Source organism: Agrobacterium burrii (assembly GCF_017313405.1).
GTDB lineage: Bacteria > Pseudomonadota > Alphaproteobacteria > Rhizobiales > Rhizobiaceae > Agrobacterium > Agrobacterium burrii.
In genome coordinates this window covers 1-17,892 of sequence record NZ_JAFLNA010000006.1, presented here as the reverse complement: position 1 = coordinate 17,892, position 17,892 = coordinate 1, and the positions used below count along the sequence as shown (strand labels likewise).

The window sequence follows — 17,892 nt, the reverse complement described above, 5'->3', positions numbered from 1 at the left end:
CTCTCCGAAATCCGGCAACGTTGCCCCCTCAACCTGCGCTGGGCGCCACCTTCTCCCCGGCCGGGGAGAAGAAACAAGTGGCAAGCTTCGTTCCCCACGCGATCTTCTCCTGTGACGTATTCTCTCATCGAGCGGCGGTGATATGCTGCCCCGCCACACCGGCATATCCGAACAAGGTACCCCCAATATGCAACTGCGCGCATTGATGTATTTCGACGAACTCGTCCGCACCAATTCCATGCGCGCCGCGGCGGAAAACCTGAATGTTGCGCCAACGGCGGTGAGCCGGCAGATCGAAAATCTCGAATATTATTTCGGCTCGCCGCTGGTGGAGCGCTCCAGCCGCGGCGTGAAGTTGACGGCGGCGGGGGAGTTGCTCGCCGCCCGCGCCGGCAAGACGCTGCGGGAACTCGATCATGTTCACCAGTTGATCGATGACCTGAAGGGGCTGCAGCGCGGCCGGGTCACGGTCTATGCCAATGGCGCAACGGTGGCGAACCTTCTGGCGCCGGTGCTGGCGCAGTTCAGCCTGAAATATCCAAAATTGCGTTTCGAGGTGCATATTACCAGCGCCCGGCAGGCGATAGAGGCGCTGGGTGCGGCGGAGGCCGATCTGGTTGTCAGCCTTTTTGCCCCAAAGGTTTCCGGTGTGAAAGTGCGCTCGCGCACCCGCATCAGTTACGATGTCATCTTCCCGGCCGGTCATGCGCTCGCGGCCCAGCCGGAGGTTTCGCTGAAGGAACTGGCCGGCCTGCCGCTTGCCCTGCCGGACAAGAGTTTCGCCGCACGACAGGCATTCGATACGCTGTTTGCCGATGCGGATGTCGAGCTTGATCCCGTCTTTATCACCAGCTCGCTGGAGATGCTGAAGGAACTGGTATTGGGGCACGCGGCGGCCACGCTGCTGCCGGCCTTGTCGGTAGCGCGCGAAATCCGCAGCGGTCAGATGGTCGCCGTTCCCCTTGCCGGCAAGAAGGGCATTCATACCCAGATCGATCTCTGCGTTGCTCCCGACAGGCAATTGTCCTTCGCCGCGTCCAAGCTTGCCGATTTCATCGAGCGCTTCATGCGCGAGGCAACGGCGGGGTAAACGGGGCGCTCCCATGTCTCTGTCCTAGAGGTTGATTTCCGTTCGCATTTCCGTGTAGCCATTTCAGCTACACGGAGCACACAAAAATCGAGATTGTGTGTGCGCCTGCAACATGACACTCTTTTTGCAACGGGCGGTCGATGAGAGGGCAAAAATGCCCCCGGCCGCAAGATTGGGGACAATGATGCCACGCACTTACCTTTCGCAGGCGGCAACGCTTTCGCGCCGCACCGCGTTGACCCTCGCCCTGGGCACGGCGCTCTGGCTGCCGCTTTCGGTTGCGCGAGCCGAGGCTGCACCGAAAACCGCGCTGACACTGGGCATGGCAGTCGAGCCAACCGGTCTCGATCCAACCATCGCCGCCCCCGTCGCCATCGGCCAGGTCACCTGGCAGAATGTCTTTGAAGGACTGGTGAAGATCGATCGCGACGGCAAGGTGAAGCCGCAGCTTGCCGAAAGCTGGGAGATTTCTCCTGACGGCAAGACCTATACATTCAAGCTGCGCAAGGGCGTCAGCTTCCACGATGGTGAGGCTTTCAATTCCTCCGTCGCCAAATTTTCGCTGGATCGGGCGCGCGGTGATAGCTCCGTCAATCCGCAGAAACGCTTCTTTGCCGCTATCGACAGTATCGAGACACCGGATGCCACAACGCTGGTGCTGAAGCTGAAGCAGCCGGCCGGCAGCCTTCTTTACTGGCTCGGCTGGCCTGCCTCCGTGATTGTTGCGCCGAAAAGCGCCGACAATAACCGCACCACGCCCGTCGGCACCGGCCCGTTCAAATTCTTGAACTGGGCCAAGGGCGACAAGGTGGAACTGGAGAAGAACGCCGCCTATTGGGACAAGGCCGTGGCGGTGAAGCTCAACAAGGCGACTTTCCGCTTCGTGTCCGACCCGCAGGCGCAGGCTGCGGCACTGAAGTCTGGCGATATCGATGCCTTCCCGGAATTCGGTGCGCCGGAACTGATGGCCTCCTTTGACGGCGATAAACGCCTCGGCACCTTCGTCGGCAATACCGAGCTGAAGGTCGTGGCCGGCATGAACAATGCCCGCAAGCCTTTTGACGACAAGCGCGTACGCCAGGCGCTGATGATGGCGGTGGATCGTGGCACTGTCATTGAAGGCGCGTGGTCCGGTTACGGCACGGCCATTGGCAGCCATTACACCCCGAATGACCGCGGATACATCGAGACGACAGGGGTGCACCCTTACGATGTCGACAAGGCCAGGGCGTTGCTTGCCGAAGCGGGTTATGCGGATGGCTTCAGCTTCACCATCAAGGCGCCGCAGATGGCCTATGCCCAGCGCACCTCGCAAATCCTGCAGGCGATGCTGGCCGAAATCGGTGTGACGATGACCATCGAGACCACCGAATTTCCGGCAAAATGGGTGGCCGACGTTCTAAAGGGCGCGGATTATGACATGACCATCGTCGCTCATGCCGAGCCGATGGATATCGATATCTATTCCCGCGATCCCTATTATTTCAACTACAAGAACCCGGCCTTCAACGAGGTTATTGCCAGCGTCGAAAAGACGGCGGATGCCGGCGAGCAGGAAAAGCTTTATGGCGATGCCCAGAAAATCCTTGCCGAAGATGTGCCGGCTCTCTTTCTGTTCGTCATGCCGAAGCTTGGTGTCTGGGACAGGAAGGTGAAGGGGCTGTGGGAAAACGAGCCCATTCCCTCTAATGTGCTGACGGATGTGCATTGGGAAGAGTAGGGTTTGCCGATATCCTCCATCGCCGTCATGCCGGACTTGATCCGGCATCCAGCCAGCCCAAGTCCTTGGGCTGAAAGGGCTCTCCCCGTCGCGCAGACGCGCGTCGGCTGGATTCCGGCTCAGGGCCGGAATGACGGGAGAGAGGCGGCCGGACGCTCGCCCGCAAACGAAGCCAAGCAAGGAGAAGATGCCAGATGTTAACCCTCCTCATCCGGCGTCTCGTAAGCCTCGTCATCACACTGTTTGCCGTTTCCCTCATCATCTATGTCATCATGGGGCTTTTGCCGGGCGACCCGGCGGCCATCATGCTCGGCACTTCCGCCAGTCCGGATACGCTGGCGGCGCTGCAAAAGCAGATGGGTCTCGATCAGCCGCTGCCGCTGCGGTACCTCCACTGGCTCGGCGGCGTCTTCCGGGGTGATCTCGGGCAATCCTATACCTATGGCGTGCCGGTGGCAGGGCTGATCGTCGAGCGGCTTGCCGTCACCCTGCCGCTGGCGCTGCTCGCGGTCTGCCTTTCGGTCGCCATTGCCATTCCGCTCGGCGTGGCGGCGGCGAGGAGCCGCAACGGGCTGGTGGATTTCGCGGCCGGGCTGTTTTCCCATATCGGCATTGCCGTGCCGGGTTTCTGGGTCGGGCTGCTGCTTATCATCGTCTTTTCCACAACGCTCGGCTGGATGCCGGCTGGCGGTTTTCCCGGCTGGGCACCGAGTTTTTCGGCGAGTCTTAAGGCCCTGGTACTTCCCGCGGTCGCGCTGGCGCTGTCGCAGGCCGGTGTTCTTACCCGCGTCTGCCGCTCCGCCGTGCTGGAGGTGATGAATGAGGATTTCGTGCGCACCGCCCGGGCCAAGGGCCTGAGCGAGCGGGTGGCGTTGTGGCGGCATGCGGTTCCGAATGCGATGATCCCTGTCGTCACCATGATCGGCCTGCAATTCACCTTTCTTATCGCCGGCGCGGTGCTGGTGGAAAATGTCTTCAACCTGCCGGGGCTGGGGCGGCTCGCCTATCAGGCGCTGACCCAGCGCGATATCGTCGTCATGCAATCGGTGGTGCTGTTTTTCTCGGCACTGGTCATCACCATGAATTTCGTGGTCGATATCGCCTATCTCTTCATCGATCCGAGACTGCGGGCAGGTGCGCGATGATGCGACTGATCCGCCGCCGCCCCGCCTTCGTACTCGGTATTGCTGTCACCGCCTTTCTGGTTGCTGTCGCCCTGCTGTCGCTGGTCTGGACGCCAGTCTCGCCGACCAAGATGCAGATTGTCCAGAAACTGAAATCGCCATTCGTTTATGGCGGCCTTGGCACGGATCATTTCGGCCGTGATGTGCTGTCGATGTTGATGACCGGTGCGTGGAACTCGCTCTCCACCGCCATCGCCGCCGTCGCCATCGGCGCCGCTCTCGGCACGGCCATCGGCGTGACGGTCGCGGCTCTGCGCGGTGTCACCGAAACCGTTGTCATGCGCATCTGCGACATCATCTTCGCCGTGCCGCCCATCCTCTCGGCCATGATGCTCGGCGCCTTCATCGGCACGGGACGTTTTACCGCCATCATCGCCATCGCCACCTTCATGGTGCCGGTGTTTGCCCGGCTGACGCTGGGGGCTGCCCTGCAAATCTGGGCGCGGGAATACATCACCGCCGCCACCAGCATCGGCCAGAACCGTGCCAAGATCACGCTCTTTCATATCATACCGAATATTTCCAACCAGATCATCGTGCAGGTGACGATCCAGCTCGGTCTTGCGATATTGACGGAGGCAGGCCTTTCCTTCCTCGGTCTCGGCATGCCGCCGCCGGCCGCCACTTGGGGGCGGATGCTGGCCGATGCGCAGACCTATCTCGGCGCGGCACCCTGGCTTGCCATCATGCCAGGCCTTGCAATTGCGCTTGCCGTCTTCGGTCTCAATCTTCTTGGCGACGGCCTGCGTGACCTGCTCGACCCGCGCGATACCAGCTGACCACTTCAAGTCGATATCGCCCCTATTTCCTGTTTTTCTCACGAGACGATGCCATGACCGATCTCATAGACCTCAACACGCTCGAAATCCTGGCGCTTTACGGGCAAAAAAAGCTGTCGCCATCGGAATACTGGCAGGCGGTGGAGGCGCGGATCGAGGCGTTCGAGCCGACGGTGAACGCGCTCTATGCCTATGATCCCGAAGACGCCCGCAGGCAGGCGCTGGCCTCGACGCAGCGCTGGCAAAAAGGCGAAACGCTCGGCCCGCTCGATGGGCTTCCCGTTTCGCTGAAGGAACTGATCGCCACCAAGGGCCATCCTGTGCCGCTAGGCACTAGGGCGGTCGAACTGGTGCCTGCGGTTGAAGATGCGCCCGTCGCTGCCCGCTGCCGCGAGGATGGCGCGATCCTTTACGCCAAGACGACCTGCCCAGACTACGGCATGTTATCATCAGGCCTTTCCAGCTTCCACAAGCTCAGCCGCAACCCGTGGGACCCGACGCAGAACCCCGGCGGCTCCAGTGCCGGTGCAGCCTCGGCCGGGGCCGCGGGTTACGGCACGCTGCATATCGGCACGGATATTGGCGGCTCGGTGCGGCTCCCGGCCGGTTGGACGGGACTGTTCGGCTTCAAGCCGAGCCAGGGCCGCATCCCGGTCGATCCCTATTATACCGGCCGCTGCGCCGGGCCGATGACCCGCACCGTTGTCGATGCTGCCTATGCGATGGCGACGCTTTCGCGGCCCGACTGGCGCGACGGCACATCACTGCCGCCAAACAGCATCGACTGGATGGATCTCGATATCGACGTGAAGGGCCTGAAGATCGGCCTGATGCTGGATGCCGGCTGCGGCCTGCCGCTGGACGAGGAAGTGCGCGGCGCCGTGCTTTCCGCCGCGAAACTGTTCGAGGCGGCCGGCGCCATCGTCATCCCGGTCGAGCCGGTGCTGACGCGCGAGATGCTGGACGGGCTGGATGATTTCTGGCGGGCAAAATTCTGGGGCGACATGGTGGCGCTGAGTGAGGAGCGTCGCGCGGCGATCCTTCCCTATATTCTTGAATGGGCGGAGAAGGGGGCGGAGGTTACCGGCTCCCGTGCGGTCTTCGGTTTCAACCAGACCATGGAAATGCGCAAGACCTGCGGGCGGCTGATGCAGAAAGTGGATGCGGTGATCTCGCCCACCAATCCCATCGTCTCCTATCCGGCCGACTGGGCCTCGCCCACCAATGATCCCGCAAGGCCATTCGAACATATTGCCTTCACCGTGCCGTGGAACATGTCGGAACAGCCGGCTTCCTCGATCAATTGCGGTTTCTCGGCATCCGGCATGCCGATCGGCCTGCAGATTGTCGGCCCCCGTTACGAGGATATGTTCGTGCTCAAACTCTCCAGGGCTTTCGAGGATTGGGGCGGTGGTGTGCGGCGCTGGCCGGAGCCGCCGCAGGCCCGCTGATCCCGCCTTTGTCGCCCATGTAGTATTGCCGTAATACCACACCTGCGCCCCGCCTGTTAGGTTGCCCGAAGGCATTCGAAAACGGGAGGAGCAAAACATGCCGAAGAAGATTTTGATGATCACCGGCGATTTCGCCGAGGACTATGAGACCATGGTGCCGTTCCAGACCCTGCTTGCGGTCGGCCACACGGTCCATGCCGTTTGCCCCGGCAAGAAAGCGGGCCAGACCATTGCCACGGCCATCCATGATTTCGAGGGCGACCAGACCTATTCGGAAAAACGTGGCCATAATTTCGCGCTCAACGCCACCTTCGCCGATATCAAGGTGGCGGATTACGATGCGCTGGTCATTCCGGGTGGGCGTGCGCCGGAATATCTGCGGCTCAATGCCGATGTGCTGGCGGCGGTGAAACATTTCTTTGAAGCCGACAAGCCGGTGGCGGCGGTCTGCCACGGCGCGCAATTGCTGGCGGCCGCCGGTGTCCTGAAGGGCCGCACCTGCTCTTCCTATCCGGCCTGCCGCCCCGAGGTGGAACTGGCAGGCGGCACCTATGCCGATATCGCCATCGATGCCGCCGTGACCGACGGCAAGCTGGTAACGGCTCCCGCATGGCCCGCCCATCCGGCCTGGCTTTCGCAGTTCATGGCGGTTCTCGGCAAATAAGCTGTGGTGAAACGGGGCTTTTTCCGGCCCCGTTTCCCGTCTATTTTTGAAGCGTGGTGAGGGAGGAAAACCATGTGTAAGCTTTTCATCAAGGCTGACCCGGCGCTGTGGGAAAGCCACACAAGGTCGCTCAGGATCGATGGCATGGTCACCAGTGTGCGGCTCGAAAACTTCTTCTGGACGACGCTGGACGAGATCGCCCGTCGCGATGGCATGAACAGCGTGCAGCTCATCGCCAAGCTTTATAATGAATCGATCGATGCCGGCCACGATCTCGGCAATTTCACCTCGTTCCTGCGGGTTTGCTGCGGGCGTTATCTTGCGCTTCAGCTTTCCGGCGATATTCCGGCGCGCAGCGATATTCCGATTGCGGCGCTGGATGCGGACAGCATTCTTGATGCGGAAAAGTTGAACTATCACTAGGGCACGTTCGTTTTTTATCTGCCTGGGCATCCCCTCAACCTCATTCCTGTGCTTGTCACAGGAATCCAGCCGACGCGCGTCTGCGCGGCAGAGAGACTCCTTTCAGCCCAAGGACTTGGACTGGCTGGATCCCTGTGACAAGCACAGGGATGAGGGAAGGGGAGCGCTCAACTTTTCAGCGCCCTTGGATCGAGCGCATCGCGCACGGCGTCACCGATGTAATTGACGCTCAGAACCGTCAGCGAAATCGCCAGCCCCGGCCACAACACGCGCGACGGCGTCAATTGCAGGAAGTTGGCGCCATCGAACAACAGCCGTCCCCAGGTCGGGAAGTCGGACGGGAAACCGAGGCCGAGGAAGGACAGGGCCGATTCCGTGATAATGGCGGCAGCGATGCCGAGCGTGGCCGAGACCATGATCGAGCTCAGCACATTCGGCAGGATGTGCCTGATGATGATGCGATATTCGCGCATGCCACTCGATTTCGCCGCCATGATGAATTCCTGGCTTTTGATCGTCAGCACGTCGCCGCGCACGATACGGGCCGTATGCATCCAGCTGGTTATCCCGATCACGAAGACGATCAGGATGAAGATGCCGGTTTCCGGCCCGAAGGCTGCGCGCAGCGTATCGCGAAACAGCATCAGGATGACGAGCAGCAGCGGCAGAAGCGGCAGGGCCAGGAACAGGTCCGTCAGCCGCATCAGCGGTCCGTCGAGCCTGCGGAAATAGCCTGATAGCACTCCCACCAGCGTGCCGAGAAACAGCGCCAGCAGCATGGCGGTGATGCCGACGGCAAGCGAGATGCGCCCGCCGGCCAGAACCTGCGCCAGCATGTCCTTGCCCAGATTATCGGTGCCGAAGGGATGGGCCAGCGACGGCCACTGGTTGCGTTCCCTGACGTTGATGACATTGGGCGCGACGGTGTGGATATAGGGGCCGACATAAACGGCAAGCAGGATGAAGACGAAAACAATCAGGCCCGCCACGCCGCCCTTGTGAGCGCGGAACTGTTTCCAGATATCGGCAAGTGCTGATTTCGTGGGCGAGGCGGCAACTGTCGGCGCTGCGATGGTGGCGTCAGTCATAGCGGATCCTCGGGTCGAGAATGCCGTAAAGCACGTCGGCAATCAGGTTGAAGAGCACGATAAGCACCGCAAAAATGAAGGTCAATGTCTGCACCAGCGGTATATCTGCACCCTGAACGGCCGTTATCAGCAATTGGCCAAGCCCGTTCACACGGAATATCTGCTCGGTGATGATGGCGCCGGAAAAGATCGTCGGCACGCCGAGTGCAATGACGGTGACGACCGGGATCAGGCTGTTGCGCAGCACATGCACCAGCAGCACGGATTTTTCTTTCACGCCCTTTGCACGCGCGGTGCGCACATAATCCTGATGCAGATTGTCGAGCATGGAGGCGCGCACGAAGCGGCTGATCTGCGAGACGTTGTAAAGCGTCAGCACCAGCACCGGCAGGAACATCTGCTTCACCTGCGCCACGAAACTTGCCCAGTCCCGCACCTGCAAATTGGTGTCATAGACCGAGGGGAACCATTGCAGGTAGGAGCTGAAGATGACGACCAGCAGCACGCCGGTGAAGAAGGTCGGAACCGAATAACCGACCATCGAGACGAAGGTGCCGATCTGGTCGAAGATCGAATATTGCTTATAGGCGGAGATGACGCCGATCGGGATCGCCAGCAGCGCGCCGAAAAGATAGGCGAGACCGACCACCCAAAGCGTCTGCGGCATGCGCTGGATGACGAGATCGACCACCGGGCTGCGTGTCGCCCAGGACAGCACCCGCATACGGCTGCCATCGCCGATCTGCCAGCCGGTCAGCTTTTCGAAGAGGTTCAAAGGTTCGTTGATGAAGAACTGCTGCAGCCACATCAGGTAACGGATGAAAAAGGGCTGGTCGAGGCCAAGTGAGGCGCGAATCTGTTCGCGCACCTCAGGCGGAATGGTCAGCGGCAGGTCGCCGGTCGGGTCGTTGGGCGCGAGATCGAGCAGCGCGAAGATGACGAAGCTGATGACGAGCAACGTCGGTACGGCAAAGGCAAGCCGCCGGAGCGTAAAGGCAAACATCTGAAACTCTCCAGACCCAGAGCGCGGCGGGACGAAAATTGGGAGCATCTTCGCCGTGACGCTGCAAATGTGTCTTCAGAACATGGTCCAGGGGCATGCAAAAGGCCGGCCCCCTTGTCGGGGAGCCGGCGCATCTGCGTGTTACTTCTTGCGGGACCAGTCCGCGACGTTCCAGAGTTCCGAATCCCAGGCATTCATGCGAACGCCTTCCAGCGTCAGCGAATGCGAGGAAACGTTACCTCGATGGATGAGCGGAATATGCGCGCCCTCTTCCGTCAGCATGTCGTTCAGCTGTTTGGCGATTTCCCCGCGCTTGGCGAAATCCGTCGTCTTGGAGAGCACGCCCACCAGCTTGTCGAATTCCGGGTTGCAATAACGCGGTACATTCTGACCTTGCCAGCCGTTTGCGGGGGCGGGGATCTTGTCGCACAGCCATTCCGCCAGATATTTTTCCGGGTCGGTGCCGTCGAAATTGTTGGTGTACATTTCAACGTCGGCATAAAATTTCTGGAAGGTATCCGGGCTTGCCGGATCGCCGCCGAAAAACACCGAGGCGCTGACATTGCGCAGTTCGGATGCAACGCCGATCTGCGACCACATGTCCTTCACCAGTTCCTGGGCTGCCTGGCGAACGGAGTTGGTGGAGGTCTGGTAGAGGAAGGACAGCTTCACGCCGTTCTTGGCGCGGATGCCGTCTGAACCCTTCACCCAGCCGGCATCGTCAAGCAGCTTGTTGGCGCCTTCCACATCCTGCTTCAGGCACCAGCTGTCATTCTTGGTGGAAGCGACGGCTTCAGGGGCTGGCACGATGTTGCAGGTCGGCTTGCCCGCTTCGCCATATCCCGTCTCATCGATGATGTCGCGGTCGATGGCGAGCGATAGCGCCCGGCGCACGGCGGGGTCGGAAAGGGCCGGGTGCGGGCCGCCCTCCTTGGTGGAGCGCTTGTCGCCCAGGGCAGGATCGGCATTGTACCAGTTGAGATTGATACGCTCGACCTGGGTGCCGAAGGCGGTTTCCAGCTTGCCCTTGCCGGCGGCCACCATGGTGGCCAGAATTTCCGGCTCCACCTGCATGTTCCATGCATAATCGAATTCGCCGGTTTCAAGCACGGCGCGCGCAGCGGAAGCCGCGTCACCGCCGCCCTTCAGCGTGGCGGTCGCAAAGGCAGGCTTGGCCGGATCACGATAATTGGGATTGGCGACGTAGCTGATAACGTCGTTCGGCTTGAAATCCTTGACCACGAAGGGGCCGGTGCCGATGGGGCCGAAATTGGCCGAGGTGCAGCCGGGAGCGGCCGCGCCGAGGCAATTTTCGAACTGCTTCTTCTGGATGACCGGCGATTGCGCGCCGACGAAAGCCGAGTAGGGGTAGGGTTTCGGTTCGGTGAAGCTGACCTTGACGGTATGGGCATCGACGGCCTCTACGTTTTTCACGCCTTCATATTGAGCGGCCTGCGCGCAGCCGCCATCCGGTGCGGTGCAATATTTCCACGTGAAGATCACGTCGTCAGCGGTAAGCGGCGTTCCATCCGACCATTTGACATCGCTTTTCAGCTTCCAGGTCATGCTGAGCAGATCCTTCGCGACGCCGCCATTATCGACTGTCGGGATCTCGCTCACCAGCATCGGCACCAATTCGCCCTTTTCGTCGTAGCGGGCCAGCGGCTCTATCACCATGGACGAGCTGTAGATCTCTTTCGTGCCACCGGAAAGATAAGGATTAAGTGTCGATACCGCCTGCCAGAACAGGATTTTCAGTTCGCCATCACTGCCGCGCTCGGCATGGGCGGCAGAGCCTGCCATGGCCAAGGCTGCCACCGTGCTGGCAAAGAGAACGCTGCGCTTCTTCATCGTGTTTTTCCCCTTTTGAGATTTTATCTATTTGAATGTTTGACGCTTTTCCCATCGTCAGATGCAAGGTCTATTTTTATAAGTATTTGACTTTGCTAAGGAATACTCCTTCACTCTCGCTGATGCTATTGTCAGTTTTTTTGAAATGCAAGCCCCAAACTTCTATTGATGAACAAAATTTGAGCCATTCAACTTTTGGCCTATTTTTCGCTCACGCAGCAAAATTCATACTTGCAAAAGCAGAAATTCCTAACGCAATATGGTTCCCGACAACCCGGCGGGGAACAAAAAAAGGAAAAATGGGAATGCCGATATTGAACCGTGTGGCCGAGATGCAGGACGACGTTGCCGGTTGGAGGCGGCACCTGCACGAGACGCCGGAGCTGCTTTATGACGTCTTCGAAACCTCGAAATTCGTGGCCGAGAAACTGACGTCCTTCGGCTGCGACATCGTCGAGACCGGCATCGGCAGGACCGGCGTGGTCGGCATCATCAAGGGCCGACACGGCGACGGCCCGACCATCGGTTTCCGTTCCGACATGGACGCGCTGCCGATCCTCGAGACCAGCGGCAAGCCATGGGCGTCCAAGGTTCCCGGCAAGGCCCATTCCTGCGGCCATGACGGGCACACCGCCATGCTTCTGGGTGCTGCGCAATATCTGGCCGAGACCCGCAATTTCAAGGGGTCCATCGCAGTCATCTTCCAGCCGGCTGAAGAGGGTGGGGCAGGTGCGCTTGCCATGTTGAACGACGGCATGATGGAAAAATTCGGCATTTCGCAGGTCTATGGCATGCATAACGAGCCGGGCATTCCGGTCGGCCAATTCGCCATCCGCAAGGGCTCGACCATGGCGGCGGCGGATAGTTTCGAGATCGTCATCACCGGCAAAGGCAGCCACGCAGCCGCGCCGCATCTTTCCATCGATCCGGTGCTGACCTCGGCGCATATCATCATCGCTTTGCAATCCATCGTTTCGCGGGAGACGGACCCGCTGAAATCGCTCGTCGTTACCGTCGCCACCACCCATGGCGGCACTGCCGTCAATGTCATCCCCGGCTCGGTGACGCTGACCGGCACGGTGCGCACGCTGCTGCCGGAAACCCGCGATTTCGCCGAAAAACGCCTGAAGGAAGTGGCGACTGCCACGGCCATGGCGCATGGTGCCACCGTGGAGGTGAAATATCATCGCGGTTATCCCGTCACCTTCAACCACAATGACGAGACCGAATTTGCGACCGGCGTGGCGATAGGCGTGGCCGGTGCGAACGCCGTCAACATCAATCCCAACCCGCATATGGGGGCGGAGGATTTCTCCTACATGCTGGAAGCGCGCCCCGGCGCGTTCATCTTCATCGGCAATGGCGATACCGCCGGGCTGCACAACGCCGCCTATGATTTCAACGATGATGCACTGCCCTACGGCATCAGCTACTGGGTCTCGATGGCCGAAAAAGCACTTGCTGCGTAAGACATCCGGCGGCCTTCATGGCCGCCTTTCGCTTTTCAGGAGATCGGCATGCTTTTGGCGGCAACATCCATGGAACAGACCGGCGGTTCGGTCAGCCCGGTTCTTTCGGTTCAGAATCTCACCACCTCCTTCCGTGTCGATGGCGACTGGAAATCCGTGGTCCGCAATATGAGTTTCGAGATCGCACCGCGCGAAACGGTGGCGATCGTCGGCGAGAGCGGCTCGGGCAAGAGCGTGACGTCGCTGTCCATCATGCGGCTTCTCGACAAGAAAACCAGCCGCATCGAGGGCAAGGTCATGCTCGGCGGGCGCGATCTGCTGGCGCTGCCGGAAGAGGAGATGCGCAAGGTTCGCGGCAAGGATATCTCGATGATCTTCCAGGAGCCGATGACCAGCCTCAACCCTATCTTCCCGATCGGCAAGCAGATCGCCGAGGCGCTGACCGTGCATCAGGATATTTCTTCGTTGGCCGCCAGGGCCGAGGTTATCCGTCTGCTGGAAAAGGTCCGCATTCCCAATGCGAAGAACCGTTTTGACGATTATCCGCACCAGTTTTCCGGCGGCATGCGCCAGCGTGTGATGATCGCCATGGCGCTCGCCTCCAAACCAAAACTGCTGATTGCGGACGAGCCGACGACGGCGCTGGACGTCACCATTCAGGGGCAAATCCTCGACCTCATCAAGCAATTGCAGGAAGAGGAGGGCATGTCGGTCCTGTTCATCACCCATGATATGGGCGTGGTGGCGGAAGTGGCTGATCGCACCATCGTCATGTTCCGCGGCGACGTGGTGGAAACCGGCACCACCGACGACATCTTCCATCGCGGCCATCACCCTTACACGCGCGCTCTGCTTTCGGCGGTGCCGAAGCTCGGCTCGATGAGGGAACGCGTGCTGCCGGCCCGTTTCCCGATCATCGATATCAAGACCGGCGAGAGCCAGCCCGTGATGGAGGTGAAGGACACCGTTTCCGGTTCGCGTACGCCCATTCTCTCGGTCAGGGATCTGACCACCCGCTTCGATATCCGCTCCGGTCTTTTTGGCCGCAAATCCGGTGCCGTGCATGCGGTGGAAAAGGTTTCCTTCGATCTGGCCGAAGGCGAGACGCTGTCGCTGGTTGGCGAGAGCGGTTGCGGCAAGTCCACCACCGGGCGCTCGATCACCCGACTGATCGAACCCACTTCCGGCAATGTGACGCTTGACGGTTACGAGGTGATGAAACTCGACAAGACGACGCTGCGCACCATGCGCCGCAGCGTGCAGATGATCTTTCAGGACCCCTTCGCCTCGCTCGATCCGCGCATGAGCATCGGCACGGCGATCATGGAACCCTTTATCGAGCATAAACTTGGACCCAAACCGCAGGCGCGCGAAAAGGCGGCTGACCTGATGGAAAAGGTGGGCCTCAACCCGGATATGATGCGACGTTTCCCGCATGAATTTTCCGGCGGCCAGCGCCAGCGCATCGCCATTGCCCGCTCGCTGATGCTCGACCCCAAGGTCATCGTTGCCGACGAGGCGGTTTCGGCGCTGGATGTCTCGATCAAGGCGCAGGTCTGCAACCTGTTGCTCGACCTGCAACAGAACCTCAATCTGGCCTTCCTGTTCATCTCTCACGACATGGCGGTGGTGGAACGCGTCAGCCATCGCGTTGCGGTGATGTATCTCGGCGAGATCGTCGAAATCGGTCCCCGCGCCGCCGTCTTCGACAATCCGCAGCACCCCTATACGAAAAAACTCATGTCCGCCGTTCCGGTGCCCGACCCGGCGCGGCGGCAAATCCGCCGCAACATGGCGACGGACGAGATCAAAAGCCCGATCCGCCCGGTGGATTACGTGCCGCCGCAGCGCCATTACCGCGAGGTTTCGGCGGGACATCTGGTGCAGGAAGCGGCGTGATTGAGCAGTGCTGGCTCCGGCCTGAGCGCTGGTAGGGAATCGGGCGGCCGCCGCTTGTTTCTTCTCCCCGAGGGGGAGAAGGTCGCGGCAGCGGGATGAGGGGGCAAGGGTAGAGATATTCGGCAACGGTGCCCCCTCATCCGACCCTTCGGGCCACCTTCTCCCCGGCGGGAAAAGAAATGCGCCGCCCCGTCGAACCGGGCAATTTCAGTCCCCCGAACACTCTCCCCCGTCACCTCCCGTTTGACAGCCGCCGCAAAAAAATGCCAGCAAATGCTCAAGCATAATTCTGAGAGGGCGGCGGCATGGCCAGACGAAACGACGCACATGGACGGCTGGACGATGCGGCCCGCGCCGGCTGGCTTTATTATGTCGCGGGGCGCACGCAGGATGAAATCGCCGCAGCCATGGGCATCTCCCGGCAATCGGCGCAGCGGCTGGTGTCGCTGGCCGTCGCCGAGCGGCTGATCAAGGTCCGACTCGATCACCCCATCGCCGCCTGTCTTGAAAAAGCCGAACGGCTGAAAGAGAAATTCGACCTCAAATATATTGAGGTGGTGCCGAGTGATCCGGCCGGAGTCTCCTCCACGGTGGGCATCGCAGAGGCCGGGGCGGCGGAGATCGAGCGCTGGCTGAAAAATGCCGATCCGGTCGTGCTCGCCATCGGCACGGGCCGTACATTGAAGGCTGCCGTAGACCAGTTGCCGCCGATGGAATGCCCGCAGCACCGCATCGTGTCGCTGACCGGCAATATCGGGCCGGATGGCTCGGCTGCCTATTACAACGTCATCTTCAGCATGGCAGACGCCATCAAGGCGCGGCATTTTCCCATGCCGTTGCCGGTCCTGTGCTCCTCGGCGGAGGAACGGGAATTGCTGCATGACCAGTCCATGGTGCGTTCCACGCTGGCGCTCGGTGCTGCCGCCAACGTCACCTTCGTCGGCGTCGGCGAACTCGGTGAAAACGCGCCGCTCTGCGTTGATGGTTTCCTCGGCGTCGATGAAATGAAGGCCCTGATGGCCAGCGGTGCGGTGGGCGAGATTTGCGGCTGGATGTATGATGCCCATGGCCGCATTCTGGAGCATTCCGTCAACGAGCGCGTCGCCTCCGTTCCAATCCCGTCACGAGAGACCTGCACGGTCATCGGCATGGCGCAGGGGGCGCGCAAGAACGCCTCGATTCTTGCGGCGCTGAGGGGCGGTCTGTTGAACGGCCTCATCACAGATGAAGTGACAAGTGAATATTTGCTCACGCACTGAGCAAAAATTAGTCAAACAAAATCAGTTGGTTGATTTTTCCATGTGCGTCGCAGCACAGGATGTCGCTTGACTTTTTTCCTCTCCGGGTGAGTAAATGCCCTAGAGCAAAGCGAATGCTCATCATTTTTCTTCTGGGAGGAAGATATGACACTGAAGACCATTTTGCTGGGCGCATGCTCGGCACTCGCCTTTTCGACCCTTGCTTCCGCCGAAACGCTGACCATCGCCACCGTCAACAATGGCGACATGATCCGCATGCAGGGGCTGACCTCCGACTTCACGGCCAAGAACCCGGACATCAAGGTCGAATGGGTCACGCTTGAAGAAAACGTCCTGCGCGAGCGCGTGACGACCGATATTGCCACCAATGGCGGCCAATACGACATCATGACTATCGGCAACTATGAAGTGCCGATCTGGGCCAAGCAGGGCTGGCTGCTGCCGCTCGAAAAGCTCGGCGACAAATACGACGTGGATGACATCCTGCCGGCGATCCGTGGTGGTCTTTCCGCCGAGGGCAAGCTTTACGCAGCGCCCTTCTACGGCGAATCCGCCATGATCATGTATCGCAAGGATCTGTTTGAAAAAGCCGGCCTGAAGATGCCCGACAACCCGACCTGGGAATTCATCGGTGACGCGGCCCGCAAGATTACCGATCGCAAGACGGATATCAACGGCATGTGCCTGCGCGGCAAGGCCGGCTGGGGCGAGAACATGGCCTTCATCAGCGCGCTCACCAACTCCTTCGGCGGCCGCTGGTTCGATGAAAACTGGAAGCCGCAGTTCGATCAGCCGGAATGGAAAAGCGCGCTGCAGTTTTACGTCGATCTGATGAAGGATGCCGGCCCGTCCGGTGCGTCCTCCAACGGCTTCAACGAAAACCTGACGCTGTTCCAGCAGGGCAAATGCGGCATGTGGATCGACGCCACGGTGGCTGCCTCATTCGTGTCCAACCCGAAGGATTCCACCGTTGCCGACAAGGTCGGTTATGCGCTCTTCCCGACCCATGGTGAACTGAAGAACCATGGCAACTGGTTGTGGTCGTGGAACCTTGCGATCCCGAAGAGCTCGCAGAAGGCGGAAGCCGCCGAAAAGTTCATCTCCTGGGCAACCAGCAAGGACTACACCACGCTCGTCGCTTCCAAGGAAGGCTGGGCAAACGTGCCTCCGGGCACCCGCACCTCGCTTTACAAGAACGCCGATTATGAAAAGGCCGCCGCCTTCGCCAAGCCGACGCTTGCCGCCATGGATGCTGCCGACATTACCAAGCCGACTGTAAAGCCCGTGCCTTACACCGGTGGTCAGTTCGTGGCAATCCCTGAATTCCAGGCGCTCGGCACCACGGTCGGTCAGCTGTTCTCGGCGGTTGTTGCCGGCCAGTCCAGCGTTGACGATGCGCTTGCGGGCGCCCAGTCGACAGCGACGCGTGAAATGACCCGCGCCGGTTACATCAAGTAATCCTCCCGAAGATCGCTGTCCGGCCTGAGCGCCGGGCAGCGCACCTGCGGGCCGAAGGCCGCTCTGCGGCTTCACTTGCTTTCAAATCAAAACAAGAATGAGCCGGTTCTTCCGGATATGCCGGGTGCATCGCATGACGCCCGCGCCCAAGGGGAGGTGAATGCAATGGCAACACGAAACACGAGCGGCCTTGCGCGGGTAATGCTTGCGCCATCGGTGCTGTTATTGCTGGTGTGGATGATCGTGCCTTTGGCGATGACGCTGTGGTTCTCGTTCCAGAACTACAATCTCCTCAACCCGGCCAATGTCAGCTTTGCCGGTCTGTTCAATTACCAGTATTTCTATACCGACCCGGCCTTCTTCCAGTCGATCTGGAACACGCTGTTGATCGTCGGCGGCGTGCTGCTGATCACCGTCATCGGCGGCATCGCCATTGCGCTTCTGCTCGACAATGACATTTTCGGTCAGGGCATCGTGCGCATCATGATCATCTCGCCCTTCTTCGTCATGCCGCCTGTCGCAGCTTTGGTGTGGAAGAACATGATCATGCATCC

Annotated in this window: 15 protein-coding genes; 12 read left to right on the top strand and 3 right to left on the bottom strand. The window is 60.3% G+C overall.

Annotated features, from left to right (window positions below; genetic code table 11):
* Positions 1-187: 187 nt before the first annotated feature.
* From JZX89_RS12755 to JZX89_RS12725, 7 genes are all read left to right on the top strand, one after another.
* Positions 188-1,090, top strand: a complete 903-nt coding sequence (locus tag JZX89_RS12755; protein ID WP_207134242.1) for a LysR family transcriptional regulator — start codon at positions 188-190, stop codon at positions 1,088-1,090.
* 184 nt (positions 1,091-1,274) lie between these two features.
* On the top strand, positions 1,275-2,810 hold the full coding sequence (locus JZX89_RS12750) for an ABC transporter substrate-binding protein (RefSeq protein WP_369809549.1): 1,536 nt from the start codon (positions 1,275-1,277) through the stop codon (positions 2,808-2,810).
* Positions 2,811-3,004: 194 nt separating this feature from the next.
* A complete protein-coding gene (locus JZX89_RS12745) occupies positions 3,005-3,955 on the top strand; it encodes an ABC transporter permease (RefSeq protein WP_149900885.1) in 951 nt (316 codons plus the stop codon).
* Entirely contained in the window at positions 3,952-4,773 is an 822-nt protein-coding gene (locus JZX89_RS12740; protein ID WP_194287670.1) for an ABC transporter permease, read from the top strand. Before JZX89_RS12745 ends, JZX89_RS12740 begins: the two co-directional genes overlap by 4 nt.
* 53 nt (positions 4,774-4,826) lie before the next feature.
* Positions 4,827-6,224, top strand: a complete 1,398-nt coding sequence (locus JZX89_RS12735) for an amidase (protein WP_207134240.1) — start codon at positions 4,827-4,829, stop codon at positions 6,222-6,224.
* A 97-nt stretch (positions 6,225-6,321) separates the two neighbouring features.
* Complete coding sequence (locus JZX89_RS12730) at positions 6,322-6,888, top strand: DJ-1/PfpI family protein (RefSeq protein ID WP_174374584.1); 567 nt, start codon at positions 6,322-6,324, stop codon at positions 6,886-6,888.
* A 72-nt stretch (positions 6,889-6,960) separates the two neighbouring features.
* Positions 6,961-7,311: a ribbon-helix-helix domain-containing protein gene (locus tag JZX89_RS12725; protein ID WP_174374585.1), complete on the top strand. Its 351-nt coding sequence runs from the start codon at positions 6,961-6,963 to the stop codon at positions 7,309-7,311.
* A gap of 167 nt (positions 7,312-7,478) precedes the next feature.
* Here JZX89_RS12725 and JZX89_RS12720 read toward each other — a convergent pair whose 3' ends face one another.
* From JZX89_RS12720 to JZX89_RS12710, 3 genes are all read right to left on the bottom strand, one after another.
* Entirely contained in the window at positions 7,479-8,399 is a 921-nt protein-coding gene (locus JZX89_RS12720; RefSeq protein WP_174374586.1) for an ABC transporter permease, read from the bottom strand.
* Positions 8,392-9,402, bottom strand: a complete 1,011-nt coding sequence (locus tag JZX89_RS12715) for an ABC transporter permease (RefSeq protein ID WP_149900889.1) — start codon at positions 9,400-9,402, stop codon at positions 8,392-8,394. The genes JZX89_RS12720 and JZX89_RS12715 overlap by 8 nt, the downstream gene beginning before the upstream one ends.
* A 141-nt stretch (positions 9,403-9,543) precedes the next feature.
* Entirely contained in the window at positions 9,544-11,253 is a 1,710-nt protein-coding gene (locus tag JZX89_RS12710; protein ID WP_174374588.1) for a peptide ABC transporter substrate-binding protein, read from the bottom strand.
* A 305-nt stretch (positions 11,254-11,558) separates the two neighbouring features.
* Here JZX89_RS12710 and JZX89_RS12705 point away from each other — a divergent pair, with 305 nt between their 5' ends.
* The 5 genes from JZX89_RS12705 to JZX89_RS12685 all read left to right on the top strand — a co-directional run.
* Positions 11,559-12,722, top strand: a complete 1,164-nt coding sequence (locus tag JZX89_RS12705; RefSeq protein WP_207134239.1) for a M20 aminoacylase family protein — start codon at positions 11,559-11,561, stop codon at positions 12,720-12,722.
* A gap of 48 nt (positions 12,723-12,770) precedes the next feature.
* A complete protein-coding gene (locus tag JZX89_RS12700; RefSeq protein ID WP_207134238.1) occupies positions 12,771-14,621 on the top strand; it encodes an ABC transporter ATP-binding protein in 1,851 nt (616 codons plus the stop codon).
* 305 nt (positions 14,622-14,926) lie between these two features.
* Complete coding sequence (locus JZX89_RS12695) at positions 14,927-15,880, top strand: sugar-binding transcriptional regulator (protein ID WP_207134237.1); 954 nt, start codon at positions 14,927-14,929, stop codon at positions 15,878-15,880.
* Between the two features lie 144 nt (positions 15,881-16,024).
* Positions 16,025-17,338 carry an ABC transporter substrate-binding protein gene (locus JZX89_RS12690; protein ID WP_149900893.1) on the top strand — a complete coding sequence of 438 codons (1,314 nt, stop codon included), beginning with the start codon at positions 16,025-16,027 and terminating at the stop codon, positions 17,336-17,338.
* 165 nt (positions 17,339-17,503) lie between these two features.
* On the top strand, positions 17,504-17,892 hold a 389-nt coding region (locus JZX89_RS12685; protein WP_207134236.1), incomplete at its 3' end, for a carbohydrate ABC transporter permease.